At 51.6% G+C, this 15912-nt stretch carries 21 protein-coding genes; all 21 read right to left on the reverse strand.

The window, feature by feature from the left end:
* Positions 1–5: 5 nt before the first annotated feature.
* The 21 genes from Q0499_RS14890 to nifH all read right to left on the reverse strand — a co-directional run bounded on the left by Q0499_RS14890 (position 6) and on the right by nifH (position 15711).
* The gene (locus Q0499_RS14890) at positions 6–482 is read right to left on the reverse strand and encodes a NifB/NifX family molybdenum-iron cluster-binding protein (protein ID WP_299200589.1); all 477 of its coding nucleotides are present in this window, start codon (positions 480–482) and stop codon (positions 6–8) included.
* 132 nt (positions 483–614) lie between these two features.
* On the reverse strand, positions 615–1823 hold the full coding sequence (gene nifS, locus Q0499_RS14895; protein ID WP_299200591.1) for a cysteine desulfurase NifS: 1209 nt from the start codon (positions 1821–1823) through the stop codon (positions 615–617).
* Positions 1824–1825: 2 nt separating this feature from the next.
* Positions 1826–2770 (reverse strand): Fe-S cluster assembly protein NifU, encoded by a 945-nt coding sequence (nifU, locus tag Q0499_RS14900; RefSeq protein WP_299200593.1) that lies wholly within the window; start codon positions 2768–2770, stop codon positions 1826–1828.
* Positions 2771–2805: 35 nt separating this feature from the next.
* On the reverse strand, positions 2806–3129 hold the full coding sequence (locus Q0499_RS14905) for an iron-sulfur cluster assembly accessory protein (RefSeq protein WP_299200595.1): 324 nt from the start codon (positions 3127–3129) through the stop codon (positions 2806–2808).
* A gap of 180 nt (positions 3130–3309) precedes the next feature.
* Positions 3310–3732, reverse strand: coding sequence for a hypothetical protein (locus tag Q0499_RS14910; protein ID WP_299200597.1), 423 nt, complete (start codon positions 3730–3732; stop codon positions 3310–3312).
* A 47-nt stretch (positions 3733–3779) separates the two neighbouring features.
* Positions 3780–4166, reverse strand: coding sequence for a hypothetical protein (locus tag Q0499_RS14915; RefSeq protein WP_299200599.1), 387 nt, complete (start codon positions 4164–4166; stop codon positions 3780–3782).
* Positions 4167–4216: 50 nt separating this feature from the next.
* Positions 4217–4540, reverse strand: coding sequence for a (2Fe-2S) ferredoxin domain-containing protein (locus tag Q0499_RS14920; protein WP_299200601.1), 324 nt, complete (start codon positions 4538–4540; stop codon positions 4217–4219).
* Between the two features lie 70 nt (positions 4541–4610).
* Positions 4611–4913 (reverse strand): ferredoxin III, nif-specific, encoded by a 303-nt coding sequence (fdxB, locus tag Q0499_RS14925; RefSeq protein ID WP_299200603.1) that lies wholly within the window; start codon positions 4911–4913, stop codon positions 4611–4613.
* 79 nt (positions 4914–4992) lie between these two features.
* Positions 4993–5199 (reverse strand): CCE_0567 family metalloprotein, encoded by a 207-nt coding sequence (locus Q0499_RS14930; RefSeq protein ID WP_299200605.1) that lies wholly within the window; start codon positions 5197–5199, stop codon positions 4993–4995.
* A 49-nt stretch (positions 5200–5248) separates the two neighbouring features.
* The gene (locus tag Q0499_RS14935) at positions 5249–5719 is read right to left on the reverse strand and encodes a NifX-associated nitrogen fixation protein (RefSeq protein ID WP_299200607.1); all 471 of its coding nucleotides are present in this window, start codon (positions 5717–5719) and stop codon (positions 5249–5251) included.
* Positions 5720–5845: 126 nt separating this feature from the next.
* Positions 5846–6316, reverse strand: a complete 471-nt coding sequence (locus Q0499_RS14940) for a NifB/NifX family molybdenum-iron cluster-binding protein (protein ID WP_299200609.1) — start codon at positions 6314–6316, stop codon at positions 5846–5848.
* Between the two features lies 1 nt (position 6317).
* The gene (nifN, locus tag Q0499_RS14945) at positions 6318–7703 is read right to left on the reverse strand and encodes a nitrogenase iron-molybdenum cofactor biosynthesis protein NifN (protein WP_299200611.1); all 1386 of its coding nucleotides are present in this window, start codon (positions 7701–7703) and stop codon (positions 6318–6320) included.
* Between the two features lie 3 nt (positions 7704–7706).
* Positions 7707–9119 (reverse strand): nitrogenase iron-molybdenum cofactor biosynthesis protein NifE, encoded by a 1413-nt coding sequence (gene nifE / locus Q0499_RS14950; RefSeq protein WP_299200613.1) that lies wholly within the window; start codon positions 9117–9119, stop codon positions 7707–7709.
* Between the two features lie 204 nt (positions 9120–9323).
* Entirely contained in the window at positions 9324–10082 is a 759-nt protein-coding gene (locus Q0499_RS14955) for a 4Fe4S-binding leucine-rich repeat protein (protein WP_299200615.1), read from the reverse strand.
* Positions 10075–10347, reverse strand: a complete 273-nt coding sequence (locus tag Q0499_RS14960) for a DUF6129 family protein (protein ID WP_299200617.1) — start codon at positions 10345–10347, stop codon at positions 10075–10077. The genes Q0499_RS14955 and Q0499_RS14960 overlap by 8 nt, the downstream gene beginning before the upstream one ends.
* Positions 10347–11054 (reverse strand): dinitrogenase iron-molybdenum cofactor biosynthesis protein, encoded by a 708-nt coding sequence (locus tag Q0499_RS14965; RefSeq protein WP_299200619.1) that lies wholly within the window; start codon positions 11052–11054, stop codon positions 10347–10349. Before Q0499_RS14965 ends, Q0499_RS14960 begins: the two co-directional genes overlap by 1 nt.
* 13 nt (positions 11055–11067) lie before the next feature.
* A complete protein-coding gene (gene nifT / locus Q0499_RS14970) occupies positions 11068–11280 on the reverse strand; it encodes a putative nitrogen fixation protein NifT (RefSeq protein WP_299200621.1) in 213 nt (70 codons plus the stop codon).
* A gap of 15 nt (positions 11281–11295) precedes the next feature.
* A complete protein-coding gene (locus tag Q0499_RS14975) occupies positions 11296–11448 on the reverse strand; it encodes a hypothetical protein (RefSeq protein ID WP_299200623.1) in 153 nt (50 codons plus the stop codon).
* A 40-nt stretch (positions 11449–11488) separates the two neighbouring features.
* Positions 11489–13060, reverse strand: coding sequence for a nitrogenase molybdenum-iron protein subunit beta (gene nifK, locus Q0499_RS14980; RefSeq protein ID WP_299200625.1), 1572 nt, complete (start codon positions 13058–13060; stop codon positions 11489–11491).
* Between the two features lie 126 nt (positions 13061–13186).
* Positions 13187–14668, reverse strand: a complete 1482-nt coding sequence (gene nifD / locus Q0499_RS14985; protein ID WP_299200627.1) for a nitrogenase molybdenum-iron protein alpha chain — start codon at positions 14666–14668, stop codon at positions 13187–13189.
* 170 nt (positions 14669–14838) lie between these two features.
* On the reverse strand, positions 14839–15711 hold the full coding sequence (gene nifH, locus Q0499_RS14990; RefSeq protein ID WP_299200629.1) for a nitrogenase iron protein: 873 nt from the start codon (positions 15709–15711) through the stop codon (positions 14839–14841).
* Positions 15712–15912: the final 201 nt, after the last annotated feature.

Consider the following 15912-nt stretch of genomic DNA (forward strand, 5'->3'; position numbering starts at 1 on the left):
GTGTTCTACTCGTCCCAATCATCATCTGCCATGGTCGCGAAGCTATCGCTACTCTGCTTATGTTTCTGATTGATGATATTTTGCAGCCAGAACGCTTTCTCGCCAGCCAGTTGCGCCTGAATCGAATCAAGCAGTTCATCGACATCCGGGCCGCCTTTCACCTGCACCGGGGTGATCCCCAGCGAGATCAACTGACGGGTGGCGGAACCGCCAATCGAACCGCAGTAGACCATATCAGCACCTACCAGCCACTTCAGTTTCGGTTTGAGCTTATCCTCATTACCATCCTGAGCAGCGGATGCAAAACTCTGGCTGGCCAGCAGGGTCGCCGAGTGGCTATTAACCGAGTAGACGAAGAATCCCTGCGCTGAGCCGAAATGCTGATCGACCATATCACCCTCCATGGAGGCAAAGGCGACAATCAGATCTTCATAGTGAGTGACAGCGTCAGCAATACTTGAATAAGAGAGACACGCAGTCATGATGACCTCCCGCTAAACGCAGCGCACATCTTAATTAAAATGCGCTTAGTTAAAATGAGTCTGGTTAAAATGAGCTTAAGTTGAATATTGAGTTAAGCAGGGAGGGTTCGAACCCCTCCCTCAACCAAACCGTCAGGCATAGACAGGTGCAAACGCCTGTTCAGGGTTTTCAGCCGGACCATCACCTTCCCAGTAAGGGGAAAGCTTACGCAGCTTGGCAACGATCTCCGGGACTTCAGCTATAACCCGCTCAACCTCTTCCATGGTGTTGTAGCGAGAGAAAGAGAAGCGCACCGTACCGTGTGCAGCGGTGTAGGGAATCCCCATCGCCCGCATTACATGGGAAGGTTCCAGAGAGCCGGAGGTACAGGCAGAGCCACTGGATGCGGCAATCCCAACCTTGTTCATCAGCAACAGAATCGCCTCACCCTCGATATACTCAAACGCGATACTGGCGGTATTGGGCAGTCGATTATCCACGTCCCCGGTCGCAAAACTGTAGGGAACAGCAGCCAGGATGCCCGCTTCCAGACGGTCCCGCATCGCTTTAACGGTGGTGTTTTCAAACGCCATATGCTGCATCGCCAGTTCACAGGCTTTGCCCAGTCCGACAATCGCTGCGGCATTTTCGGTGCCTGCACGACGTCCACGTTCCTGATGACCACCGCGCAGCAGCGGACGGAAACGGGTGCCTCGCTTAAGGTAGAGCACACCGATACCTTTCGGCGCATGCAATTTATGGCCGGACACGGAGAGCATATGAATATTGCTTTCCTGCAGATTAATCGGCAATTTACCCACCGCCTGCACCGCATCGGTATGGAACATAATACCGGCCTCATGGGCCATATCGGCCATTTTTTCGACCGGGAAGATGGTGCCACTTTCATTGTTGGCCCACATCACACTGACCACCGCAACGTTATCACTCAACAGACTGGCATACTTATCCAGATCGAGACGGCCTTTGCTGTCCACTTCCAGCTTATGTACGGTATAGCCTTCGGTCTCAAGGTATTCACACAGAGTCAGCACCGCCGGGTGTTCAACCACCGTGGTAATGATCTCTTTACGTTCCGGTTGCGCTCTCAGTGCTGAGAGAATCGCAGTGGAATCCGATTCGGTACCACAGGAGGTGAACACGATTTCGGAATCATGCTCGGCACCCAGAAGTGTCTGCACCTGCTGGCGGGCTTTTTTCAGCGCAAAGCCGACCTTATTACCAAAATTGTGCAAGGAAGACGGGTTGCCAAACTGCTCACAGAAAAACGGCAGCATCTCCTCCAGCACCTCGGGAGAGACCATAGTGGTGGCGTTGTTATCCAGATAGATATCATTCATGGTTAACCTCCTATACCGACCAGTTTGTCAGCCTTTTTCTCAACCTGAACCAGACGTACAAACTCACCCAGTTCCTCAATCAGTTGCTGCTGGATACCGCCCAGGGTCATCGACGCCATCTGACATCCCATGCAGGCACCGGTCAGGTTGACATAGATAGTGTTGCCATCAATGTCCATCAACTCACAATCGCCGCCATCGGCCTGCAAGCGTGGACGCACCGCTTCAAGCACCCGCATAATGGTGCTGATGCGCTTAATATCGGTTTTCGGTGCAGCTTCAACAGGCGCCGCCGCAGCAGGTGTTGCTGCAACAGGTGTCGCTTTGCTCTTCGCCGCAATCGCACTGCCCACGCCACCGGCAACAAACGCTTGACCGCTCTCAGCCATCACCCGGGTGAGAACGTTCTCAATCCCTTCATGACAGGCAGAACAACCGCCACCCGCTTTGGTGTAGTTAGTCACCTCTTCAACGGTGGTCAGGCTATTGGCCCGGATGGTGTCTTCGATCATCACTTCATCGATGGCAAAACACTTACAAATCAGTGCGCCCTCTTCGTGGTCATCGCTCCACACTTCACCCCGATAATCAGCAACAGCCGCCTGCAGCGCTTCACGTCCCATCACGGAACAGTGCATCTTCTCAGGTGGCAGACCATCAAGAAAATCAGCAATATCCTGGTTGGACACTTCCAGCGCCTGATCCAGTGTCATCCCTTTGATGATCTCTGTCAGTGCGGAGGAAGATGCAATGGCAGAGCCACAACCAAAGGTCTGGAAGCCGGCATCGAGAATAATCTCAGTGTCAGGATCCACTTTAAGGGTCAGCCGCAGTGCATCGCCACAGCTTAATGATCCAACTTCACCGGTCGCATTGGCATTTTCAGCTGCCCCGGCATTCTTGGGGTTGTAAAAATGTTCTTTAACTTTTTCAGAATAATCCCACATATCGAATTCCTCTTATCTCTGTTACCGGTCAGTTGTTAACCTGCGAAGGATTTACCACAGTTGCAGCTTTCTGTTGCGTTCGGGTTTTCAAACTTAAACCCGGACCCCTCAAGGCCATCCAGAAAATCAACCGTTACACCGCTGAGCAACGCAGCACTCTCGCCATCGACAAGAATTTTTACACCGCTACACTCAATAATCTGATCCTCTTCAGAGCTCGCCTCTTCGAGTTTCATACCGTACTTAAACCCGGAGCAACCTCCTCCGTCGACCCGGATACGCAAACCAAAAACATCTTTATCGGCCTGGTCTATAAACCGGGAAATAGCACTTATTGCGCTCTCTGTTAGCTGAATCATGGTCTCGTCCTCATCAATCCGAGTGTTCAGTTATAAGCAGTGCAAGCCGAATGCCACCGAGGATAAAAAATAAAAATCCTTGTTTTTCAAATAGTTGATCTAGATCAAAAACAGATGGGTTAGAGGACAGTATGACAATTGAGGGGGTTTTGTAGGAAGTACGACAAAGCAAAACAGGGTTTAGTCACCCAACAGACACTCATAGGCTTTTTTAAACAACAGACGCTCAACCACCGGCACCTTGAGTAACTCCATCAGCGAGATGAAGCCGCCATTCGCCTTAGGTTGTGGCAGGTCGGTGGTCATTATCCGTACCAGCGCCACCGGCAAGGGCACGTCAGGTGTTTCAATCCAGGCCAGTTCCGGTGTTACCACTTCAAGTAGCGTGGCGTCGACACCGAGATATTCAGCCAGCTTCTGCAGATGCGCAGCCGGATGCGGTATCACCGTTGCGGGTGTTTCGCCAGCATCAATCAACGCAGCCAGTGCCGGTAAACCGTTGGGCAGGCAGCCGAATGCCTGTGGCTCTGACCGGTCGATCCAGAACGACAACCGAGCACTGAGAGGATTCAGATGCACCAGAATAATTTTCAGTTCGGTCATAAAGTCCCTGCTATATCCATATTACACACTGTTTCAGATGTACTAACTCAGAGCATCGGCAGCGGCGTCACTTCCGCACGAAGGCTTTGCGGGTCAGAGCCCCACACCGACACTGACTCCGCCCAAAGCTGGTCTTTGCCAGGCCAGGGGCAGATAAGATCAATTTCCAGCATCATCGAACCGTCACAGTTGATCACCAGCCAGCCACGCCGCTGGCTGGAGGTATCAGCCCAGCGACCATTAAGGGTCGCTGTGCCGTTCAGCGGCTCAGGCTTAGTTTCCAAGGGCTTAGTTTCAAAGCTGAACTGACTCAACGGCGGCAGAACAGCACTGTCAAAGCCCGCAGTCGTGAGAGTCTTCACCGCGGTTTCCATAGATGAATCCAGCAGCTGACCATAGTCCACTAACAGTTGTGTTACCGTCGATTCGCTCATCTGTATGACCTGAACCCTAATTGCTGATCAAAACCCCTGACCGGCATCGGTTACCACAGTTCTTCCGGTGCCAGCAGCGCGGTAACCGGCTCGCCGGCAATCAGGTGCTGCTCAACAATCCGGCTGACATCCTCAGGTTTAACCCGGATATACAGGTGCGATCCTGGATAGACCAGCACATTAGGGCCGCAATCACAGGGTCCCAGACAACCGGTTGCCGTCACCGCCACTTTGGTGAACAGATTCCGTTTTGCTACCTCTTCTGAGAGCATCTGGGTAATCTGTGCAGCACCTGACGCGCCGCAACTGCCCCGGGGGTGTCCCTCGGGCCGTGTCTGGTTACAGACAAACACATGAATCTCTGGTTTTGGCATGACACCACTCCTGTTTTAGTGAACCACTGACTCAAACACTCTGATCAAACACTCTGATCAAACGCTCGGATCAGGCCGCTGCAGCCTCATGACTGTGACATTTTTTAGGACACACACGCAGACATGACATGCAACCAATGCAATCATCCGCATCCGCGATGGACATCACTTTCATCTCGTCATCATCATCCCAATCGTCATCATCATCTTCAGCCAGCGCTTCAGAACGTTCCACCAGTTCAAAGACATCCCGGGGGCATACCTTATAACAACGGCCACAGCCAATGCAGGTTGCCTGGTTGATCTCGGTAATAAAATTGGGCGTCCATTCGCTCCCTCCCCGGGTGCGGCCCTTGATAAGATCTGCTGACATCCCTTCTCTCCTCAAAATTAAAAGCGCCTATTAAACGTGCTTATTAAACGTGCTTATTAAACGTGCTCATTAAATGTGCTTATTGCTGCACAGCGTCCAGCTTCTCCTGAGCCTCTTTCCAGGCCAGGCAGGCGGCTAAGGTTTTATCCGCCAGTTCGGGTAGACGCTCATAATCGGTCCAAAGCTGATCTTCAACCAGGTCATGCATCTGTGATGCCCACTCAGTGGCTATTCGCTTTGCCTTACGCGCATCTTTTTGCAGACCTTTCAGCGCATCATCTGTCATTGTTTCTGCTCCTGTCACGATACGAGCTACCGTAAAGTAGCTCTGCCTGTTATGCCTGTGCGGCCGCTTTAAAGGTTTCGATTGTCGCCAGCGCTTTATCGATCAGTTTGTTAGCTTCCTCATCGAGTTTTTCCAATGACTCGAAGCCAAACCGGTGAACATCGCGCAGCACCTTATCCGCCACCACCAGCTTACCGACCATGATCAGTGCCCGGCCAAAACCTTCATGGCTGAGGTTGATCATCGGCGCTGCCATCATGCCGCACTCCTGTTCAATCCGAACAGACAACGCGTTGTAGTACGCCTTCACCCTTGCGACCACGATCTCATCAGGATCGCCAACCACCGGAATCTCGCGACGGCGGGCTTTAGTCAGAATCATCGGATCGAGCACTTTCTCATCGCTCCAGTCATCGTAGGTGCCATAACTGTCAACAGCCCGCAGCTGAACAATCATCTGCCTGACGAAAGGGCTGCTCATCAGTTCATTACCCGGCTCAATACACAGCGCTTCATTCATAATATTCTCCGAAAATTTCAGTGTTCGTTTGCAGCTGTTAGTCAGCCTTTTCGATCGCTTGTTAACGCCGCTTTCGCAGCTTAATTCTTGCCCGCTTGACTCTTACGAGCTGTATTTTTACGAGCTTTATTCTTCCCAGCTGTCCGCTTCTGAATAGCCGGGGGGTGGTTTCAGCAGTAGCTGCTGCCGGGCAATCGCCTTTGCCAGCCAGCTACCCGGGCCCCGTTCAATCTCCCGTTGTAACGCGCCCAGCAGTTGCGAAATATACGCCTCTTCCGATACTCTGATCGGTTGAATCCCTTTCGCAATCAGCCGCAGAATCGCCGCGGCACCACAGGCATAGCTGTAGACTGCAGCGCAGCCTGAAAGAAACTCAATGCGCGCCTGCAGGCGATCCTCTTCACTGGAATCCAGCGTAAACTCCGCAACGGACAGCAGATCACACCGGTCTGTGGTTACCCCGTAGATTGAGAAGGATCGTGCCGAACCAAAATGCTCGTTGACGGTTTCCCCATCGTTTGTCGCAAACGCGACACGAATCATATAGGGTGTCTTTTCCTCCCGGATAACATTCAGATGGCGGGACATGTGAACCATGTCAAACTCCCTGCTGCTGCGGTCTTTTACTGTGTTCTTCATCACGTTTCTGCGATAAAGGCGAATAGTAAGTGGGGATCTCTTCGTGCTGACTCAGGCGCATATTGGCAATATCAAACAGCGCTTGCTGAATGCCCCGATATCCAATCCAGACCCGGTTAAAACCACCCAGATAATCGTACTGGGGAAAACCAATTCTCAGGTGCGGCACATGCAGTCGCTCAGCACACTCATGCAGATGGCTGTTACCAATAAGGAACTCAGCGTGATGCTCCCGTGCCTGACGTTCGAGATCTTCAAGGTCGCCTTTCTTCACGGACTCCAGTGCGAGCTGATCCAGTGCCGGGCCTTTATCCGGGGTGACCGCGGCCACCACTTCGCCGCCCATTGCGGCAATCAGATCATGCATCGCCAGTAACAGATCAGGATCAGCCGCAATACCGACCCGCAGCTGTCCGAGCATAAAGTGGGTGTCCAGCATCGCATCCTGTAACTGACGACGCTGACGACGCCAACGATTGGGCACCGGTAAACCAGAGAGTTCAGACAGCGCCATAAACCAGTTATCAACCTGCTTCATAGTATGCAGATGAGGGAAAACCTGGCTGGGAACCGCCGTTTTCTCCTCCAGTTTTTTACCCGCCAGGGCCAGTGAGGCGCCGATCACCAGAGTGGCGCAGCTCTCGCCGGCTAACGCCAGCTCATCCATAGTGAGCCCACCGGTGGTTAGCGCGCTATATTCAGCTTCCGGCAGATGACCATCCAGCGAACGGGATAGATCGGGGATCAGCAATGGTCGCAGACCAAAGCTTTCAATAGTGTCGATAATAAATTCAAGATCACCCGGCGTCAGGTGGCAGCCACACAGTACATTCACCTGACGGGCACGGCTGCCAGCCCGTTCAGAGGGTTCCACCAACTGATCGATAATGGCACTCACGGCAGCGGCATAACCGGTTTCAAAACAGCCGCTAAAATCCGGAGTATTTACTTTAACGACGGCAACTTTTTCATGCTCAGGGAAGCGGCTTCTGAACTCGTGGATCGCCAGCCCCATGTCACAGCCCTGAGTTTCTGCCAAACCGGTGGAACAGACGCCAATAATCGCAGGAGACTGTTTTTCGGAGATCGTCTTCAGCGCTTCAACCACATTTTCATCCGCCCCCATCACCGAGCTGACCTGATCCATTGCGGTGGTTTGCAGCGGGATCGGCTCGCGAAAATGGCGCACAAAGAACACCTTGGCAAAGGCGGTACACCCCTGACTGCCATGCATCAGCGGCATCGACCGACTGAAGCCGAGAAACGCCAGGGTTGCCCCCATGGTCTGACTGGCTTTCAGTGGATTGACCGACATCGCTTTTTTGCGTTTTTCCAGAATAGCCATGGCCTACACCCCCTCTGCGATTAACAGTTCAGCCTCACTGGGCATCTCATCCCAGGGTGCCGGGTCGCGGACGGCGGACCAGATAGGGCTTTCAATGGTAATGGCCAGCTGTTTAACCAGCTCCAGCATTCCGGAATAACCGGCATAGCCAAACTCCCGCTCCTGATTAATATCCAGAAACGGAATCCGCGCTTTCAGGGCGGTATAGAGGTTACGGCCACCGGCAATAAGAATGTCAGCTTTGTATTCATGGACGATACTGATCAGTTCCTTCGCACCACCCTCGTCGATCATCTTGGTGTCTTCACCCATCAGTTCACGAATGCGGGCTTTATCCTCTTCGGTGGATTTCTTGGTACCGGTAGCCACCACCACCATGCCCAGATCCTGCAACGCAGACACCACTGACCAGGATTTAACACCGCCGGTATAGAGCAGCACCCGCTTGCCCTGTAACCGTTCACGCCAGGGTTCCAGCGCGGTTCTGACTTTCGCCTCCTCCCGCGCAATCAGCGCTTCGGTGCGTTGGCTCAGATCGGGGTCATCAATAAAACGGGCAAAATCACGCAGCGCCTGGGAGGTATCGGAGATGCCATAAAAACTACCTTCAAACCAGGGCGTGCCATATTTGTCCTGCAGTTTGCGCGCAACATTCACCATCGCCTTGGAACACACCATCATATTCACTTCGGCGCGATGCATCGACTGCACTTCATGAAAGCGGGCATCCCCGGACAGGATACAGAGCACGCGGATTCCCAGCTCATCTAACAGCGGCAGTACATGCCAGAACTCACCGGCGATGTTGTACTCACCGACCAGATTAACGCTGTGAATTTTAGTGCCAGGGATAAGCGGTTCGGGGTCGGGCTCAGGCTCGCGGGTGCCGATCACATGTTTTACCATCGCCTCGCCCGCAATACGGTTGCCGAGATTTTTGGTGCCATAAAAACCGGCCCCATCGACAGGAACCACCGGCGTGCCCCACTGTTCGGTGGCGGCTTTACAGACAGCATCAACATCATCACCCACCAGCGCGGGCACGCAGGTGTTATAGACAAATACAGCGGCGGGATTATGTTGTTCAACGGCCTGTTTAATCGAGTGGAACAAACGCTTCTCGCTCCGTCCCATAATGACGTCCTGTTCGGTCAGATCGGTGGTCATACCGATGCGATACAACTGTGGACCACTGGAACGGGTGCCGCGGTTATCCCAGGAACTGCCGGCACAGGCGATCGGCCCATGGACAATATGCGCAACATCGGCAATCGGCAGCAACGCGATCTGGGCACCATCAAAGGCGCAACCACCCGCCGACGCACCGGGCATCGGTTTAGCACAACCCGACTTCTCTTTTTTGTTGTGCTCACAGGCCGGCTCATCAAGTAGTTCGGCAATATCTTTTGCTTTCATTTAAACCTCCGGATCTGTACAGGCACACTGCTAAAAAAATATTCTATATAGAGCAATGCAACAGGCGTACCACAGATAACCTATTGATTTTAAAAGACCCGAAAAACGCATTGTCATAAACACGACAAAACACACACAATTCTGCTGTTGCCCTGAGAGCCCTGCACTGAGAGCGCTGCCCTAAGAACGTTGACCTGAGAACGGTTAGTCCAACAGTGCCTGATCAACATCCCGGCCAGCCAGACGATCCTGCACCAGACAGCGAACCTCCTGATCCGGGTCATCGACCAGCCCGCAGAGCATCTCAACCGGCGCACGCATGGCGGCGGTAAGCCGTACCGTCCAGTCGGAATCTTCCAGCAACAGCTCCATCTCATCCGGGGCCAGATGCTCGGCAACGATGCGTCTGACTTCCGCTTCAGGATCGCTGACCATCAGACCCAGGCTGACCTCTGGCAATCGCTTAGCAACAATTTTTCGCACCTGTCGATCCGGATCACGAATCATCCGAAACAGACGCCCTACCGGCATCCGTTGGGCAACATAGGCACGCACCAGATAATCTTTGTCATCAGCCATCAGCTCCAATTGATCAGGACGGATACGATCGGCAACGGTAATCCGTACTTCACGATCCTCATCATCCATCAGCCGGTATAACTGATCCCGGGGTAAGCGATAGGCCACGGCCCGTCGCACCGCTTCATCGGCATCATCGATCATCTTTTCCAGATAGGGCAGCGGCGAGTAACGCACCGCAATCGCCCGTCGTTCCCAGAAGTTGTCCCGCAGAAAAGTCACTGCCAGTTCAGGATTGACCCGCAAAAACCGGTCAATCTGGCGGCCGCTCTGGGCAACCACACAGATATCTCCCGGAACACAGCGGCCACTGAGCAGCAAACTGGCTTTAAAACGACAGCTACGACAATCCGCCAGGGGTGTCTGATCACCGTCTTCAATCATCGTCAATCACCTCTGCAATCACCACGCCGCTTGAGCTGTCAGGATCGTTACTCAGGCAGGAACAATGATTCTCGGAATTCACCAGATAGAGATTAAACTTACGGCTCTCGCGGTAAGGCTTTGCGGTCGCACCAATATCATCCTCAAAACACCAGCTGAAATGGAGCCCAGGGTGTTTCACTTTCAGAGCAGATATTAGCTCTTCGCCAATATCTGACTCACTGACATAGTCGAAGATTTGAGTTAACTGCTCCTGGGTAATCATTATTCGACCTCCTCACTCTGAGCAAACCGAATCCGTTGTTCAGGCGCAACACCCATCACCTTCGCCAGCCAGGGCGGAGGATTACCGGCAATCACCGACACCAGATTTGTCATCATCGCGGTACAATCACCCCCATCCGGCATCTTGATAGGCAGCACACCGGTACGGATCACTTTTGCCGCAGCGGGACCACCCACCGACACTGTATATAACAGCTGACAATCTTCGATCAGACCCGCACGGATAATGTTCTTATCTTCAGCATCTTTAGGAATAATCGCTTCCCGGACTTCAACCAGTCGGTACTCTTCACCTGAAACCTGATAGATAAGATAGCGGGAGCAGGAGCCAAAGTGGCCATCCATCGCGGTCGCGTTGTTTGATGCGCAGGCAACCCGTATTGAACCGGGCATATCACCTTCGCTATAAGGAGTCGTTTCAGGTAACGGTTCTGCGTCAACGGAGACGCCGATACCCTTCAACAGATTGACGGCCTTTTTCATAAAACTGACCTCAATGTCATCCAGTTCACCTTCGGATGCCATTCGCAGTTTATTGACCTTCAGCCGCGCCAGTTTAGTCTCTGTGATTGGCATACCAACCGCGTCGATCAGAACTGTCATCAGGCGCCTGGCATCCGTATCGGGCAAAGCCCGTGCTGCCAGACCTATTCGTAGTGCAACTTCATTTGATATTTGAGCTGACATGTTAACACCCTCCTCAGCCTCTTCGAGCACGCAGGGTGATCGGAAGTTTAGGCATGGCATCGAGTGGTTCTATGAAATATTTTGTGCCATCGGTCATCTCAATTAATCCGCCCCATTTGTCGGCAGATTCAAATTCGATTGTTGAGATCTCATCTTCCTGATCTTTTTTAGCAACATAGAGGGTCATCTTTCCCTCATTATCCTTTCTTATCATCACACTAGGCATCGTTACTCTCCAATATCAGACGGCCCGGGGCAGCACCTGCCCCGGAAAGGATGGACTGATTGAATATGAATGCTTCACGCGCTTAGGGGAAATACCAACCGGATGACCCGGATTGCGCTGGGCAATCCGGGTCACGTTAATCCCGGTGAGTACAAGCCGTATCGACATCAGACTCGCACAGGCCATCGACGATCAACATAACCCGGGCTTAACGTACCAGGTCGTAGTTGAAGTCAGTGGTCTGCATACCACCGGTTTCATGGTCAAGACGGTCGAGTACAGCGTTAACAATGGTTGTTAACATCTGCATTCCACCTTCATAACCCAGGGTAGTCTGACGATGCAGGTGATGACGGTCGAAGATCGGGAAGCCCAGACGGATCAGCGGCACCTCGAACTCTTTACCCTTGTACAGAGTATCCCGTGTGATCTCCTTGCCATACGAGTTACCGATCAGGAAGTCAGGCTTGTTGGTAAAGCACAGCGAACGCAAGTGCCACAGATCTTTACCGATATGAACTTCACAGTCAGCGCCGAACGGAGATTCAGCAAGAATTGCTTCCACTGCTTTCTTCCAGCGTTTGTTCGCATGGTTACACAGAATATGTGTTGGTTCAGCACCCAGTTCCAGCAGGAACTTGGTCAGACCCATAACAAAGTCAGCGTCGCCGTACAGAGCAAATTTCTTACCGTGCAGCCAGGTGTGAGAGTCGGTCATCGCATCAACCAGACGGCCACGTTCGATCTCCAGAGTCTTGCTGATAGGCTTACCTGTCGTCTTAGACACAGCCATCAGGAACTCATCAGTCCAGTCCAGACCCATTGGAATATTCAGTGCAGGCACTTCATGTTTCCAGGTCAGGGTGGCCAGCTTCTTAGTCTTAGTCAGTTGCCATGGCTGAAGCAGGATAGTGTTACAGGCGTTAGGTGCATCCTTGATCTCATCCTGAGTGGTACCACCGGAATACATGCGGAATTCACCGTCTGCAGGGGTGTCCAGTACTTCAGTCGGATCAGACAGCAAAGAACAGTCAACATCCATATCAGCCATCATGCGCTTCATCACCCGGAAGTTACCCAGGTAGGTTTCAAAACCCGGCACCAGGTTGATCTTACCGTTGCTACCCACAACCTTGTCTTCCATGTAGTTGAGGGTGAAGTAACGTGCAATCCCTTCAAACATGTTGTCCCAGCCGGTAGTGTGGCTGCCGACAAAGCTTGGTGTGTGAGCAAAAGGAACCGGGAAATCTTCGGCAATATGACCCTCTTTACGGGAGTTCCCGATAAAGGCGTTAAGGTCGTCACCGATAACTTCAGCCATACAGGTAGTCGATACTGCAATCATGTCTGGCTTGTACAATGCCTGAGCATTTTCCAGACCGTCATACATATTTTTCTGACCACCAAATACCGCCGCATCTTCAGTCATAGAGTCAGATACGCAGGATACCGGCTCTTTAAAATGACGGTTAAAGTAGCTGCGGAAGTAAGCAACACACCCCTGAGAACCGTGTACATAAGGCAGAGTCTTTTCAAAACCCAGTGCACAGAGTACTGCACCCAGTGGCTGACAAGCTTTAGCAGGGTTAACGGTCAGCGCTTCACGCTTGAAGTTAAGTTCCTGATACTCTTCAGTCGTCGTCCACTGAAACACTTCATCGATCTTGTCCTGAGGATGTTTTTCCTCAAAGTTATCGCGCTTTTTAGCCAGCATGTCCTGGTAATCATCTTCCAGGAACAGCGGATAACTTGGTTTGATATTATCAACTGATTGACTCATTTGAATCTCTCCTCCCGCGCCACTAATCTGTGAACATACGGGTTAACATGGGGTAGACGGTTCACGGCGCTAAGTATAAGAATGGATCGTTATATACCGTCGCCACCGCGAACCTCTGATATCAACTTAAGCGCTTGCAGCGACTGCTTCTTCAGTAGTCTCTTCAACCTGCCAAGGCGCCTGAAGCTTCTTCCAGCAAGGGTTATTCAGGGTCATATCCATATCGCGGGCAAAGATAGCGAAGCCATCATAGCCGTGGTAAGGACCGGAATAATCCCAGCTGTGCATCTGACGGAAAGGAACACCCATCTTCTGGAAGATATACTTCTCTTTGATACCTGAACCGATCAGGTCTGGCTTAACCTTCTTAACAAACTCTTCGAATTCGTAACCGGTTACGTCATCGTAAAGCAGTGTCGCGTTGCCCATCTCTTTGATGGTGCGGTCGTAGTCATCGTTATGAGCGAACTCATAACCCGTACCCACCACTTCCATACCCAGATCTTCATAGGCTCCGATAACGTGACGCGGACGCAGACCACCGATATAAAGCATGACGCGCTTGCCTTCCAGGCGAGGACGGAACTTCTCGATGATGGTGTCGTACTGCAGTTTGTACTTCGCAATAACCTCTTCAGCTTTCTGCTGAATAGACTCATCGAAGAACGCAGCAATCTTGCGCAGAGACTCATCAGTCTTAGTCGGACCGAAGAAGTTGTACTCCATCCATGGGATGCCGTACTTCTCTTCCATGTGACGAGAGATGTAGTTCATAGAACGGTAGCAGTGAACCAGGTTCAGCTTAACCTTAGGCGTCAGTTCCATCTCAGCGATAGTACCGTCACCGGACCATTGAGACACAACGCGAAGACCGATCTCTTCCAGCAGGATACGGGAAGACCAGGCATCACCACCGATGTTGTAGTCGCCGATAATCGCTACGTCATACGCAGTTTTCTCGAAGCTATCGTCATCGTCACGCTTATCCAGCGCCCAGTCACGTACCGCATCGTTAGCAATGTGGTGACCCAGAGACTGAGACACACCACGGAAACCTTCACAACGGACAGGGACCACGGTTTTACCGGTTGCAGCCGTCGCTTTCTTCGCTACCGCTTCGATGTCATCACCGATCAGACCGATAGGACACTCAGACTGAATGGATACACCCTTATTCAGCGGGAACAGTGTTTCCACCTCTTCCAGAAGCTTAGACAGCTTCTTGTCACCACCGAATACAATGTCTTTCTCCTGGAAATCAGAGGTAAAGTTCATGGTAACGAAGGCGTTGATACCGGTCGTACCGATATAGTAGTTACGACGACCGTTACGGGAGTACTGACCACAGCCAACAGGACCGTGAGAGATGTGGATCATATCCTTGATAGGACCCCAAACCACACCTTTAGAACCTGCGTAGGCACAACCACGAACGGTCATAACACCTGGCAGAGACTTCTTGTTGGAGGTGATACATTTTTTAGACTGCTCAACTTCGTGATCGTTAACCGCAAGATGCTTTTCACGATCTTTCTTAGCTTTAGCAGGATAGACTTCCAGCACTTCCTGAATAAGCGCTTCAGTCTCGTCGCGTGACATGGTAGACATATTCTGTCTCCTCAACATTTGGAAAGCTCGAATAAGTTCAATGTATTCTCTGCAGATACAAGACCAGCCAGAGACACCAGATACTTATTCGCTCCTTCCATTAGGTTTGCGGGTAGAAGCTAATCCGCTCCATACCCGTCAATAGCAAAACCACGACTCAGAAAAGTGAATTACTCTTCTGTAGCGGTTTTACCAATAATGCTTTCGTCTTCTTCATCCATCAGACCGAAGTCCATCAGCAGATCCTCAAGTGAATCCATAGTGATCGGCGTAGGAATAACGAACTTAGTGTTGTCGATGATCTTCTGAGCCAGTTGACGGTACTCGTCAGCCTGCTTCGCATTTGGATCGTATTCGATAACAGTCATACGGCGAATCTCAGCACGCTGTACAACGTTGTCGCGGGGAACGAAGTGGATCATCTGAGTGCCCAGCTGACGAGCCAGCTCCATAATCAGCTCGTCTTCACGGGCTGTATTACGGCTGTTACAGATCAGACCAGCCAGACGTACGCTACCGGAGTTAGCGTATTTCACGATGCCTTTAGAGATGTTGTTAGCAGCGTACATCGCCATCATCTCACCAGAACAAACAATGTAGATTTCCTGAGCTTTGTTTTCGCGGATTGGCATCGCGAAACCACCACATACCACGTCACCCAGTACGTCGTAGAAGACAAAGTCCAGATCTTCTTCGTAAGCACCTTCTTCTTCGAGGAAGTTGATAGCGGTGATTACACCACGACCCGCACAACCCACACCTGGCTCAGGACCACCGGACTCAACACACTTGATATCGCCGTAACCGGCTTTAAGTACATCTTCCAGTTCCAGATCTTCAACCGTACCTGCCTCAGCAGCCATCTCCATGATGGTGTTCTGCGCTTTAGAATGCAGAATCAAACGGGTAGAATCCGCTTTAGGGTCGCATCCTACGATCATTACTTTTTTACCTAATTCAGCCAGAGCTGCTACCAGGTTCTGGGTAGTAGTCGACTTACCGATGCCGCCTTTTCCGTAGATTGCACATTGACGCATAGCCATAATCTTGCTCCTCAGCGTTAGAACTTAGATTGCCTGAGCCAGACAAAAAGCACCTGACTCGAAAACTCACATCCACTGTTGCGAAACTTGTACCAACCGACCAAAAAACATTTAATTTATTGATTTATAAGAATTTAAATAAAATCAAGGCGCTACAGTCTTTGTTCTAATACTGTGAAAGTAACAACAATTGGCGGATTT

The organism is uncultured Amphritea sp. (genome assembly GCF_937127095.1).
Lineage (GTDB): Bacteria > Pseudomonadota > Gammaproteobacteria > Pseudomonadales > Balneatricaceae > Amphritea.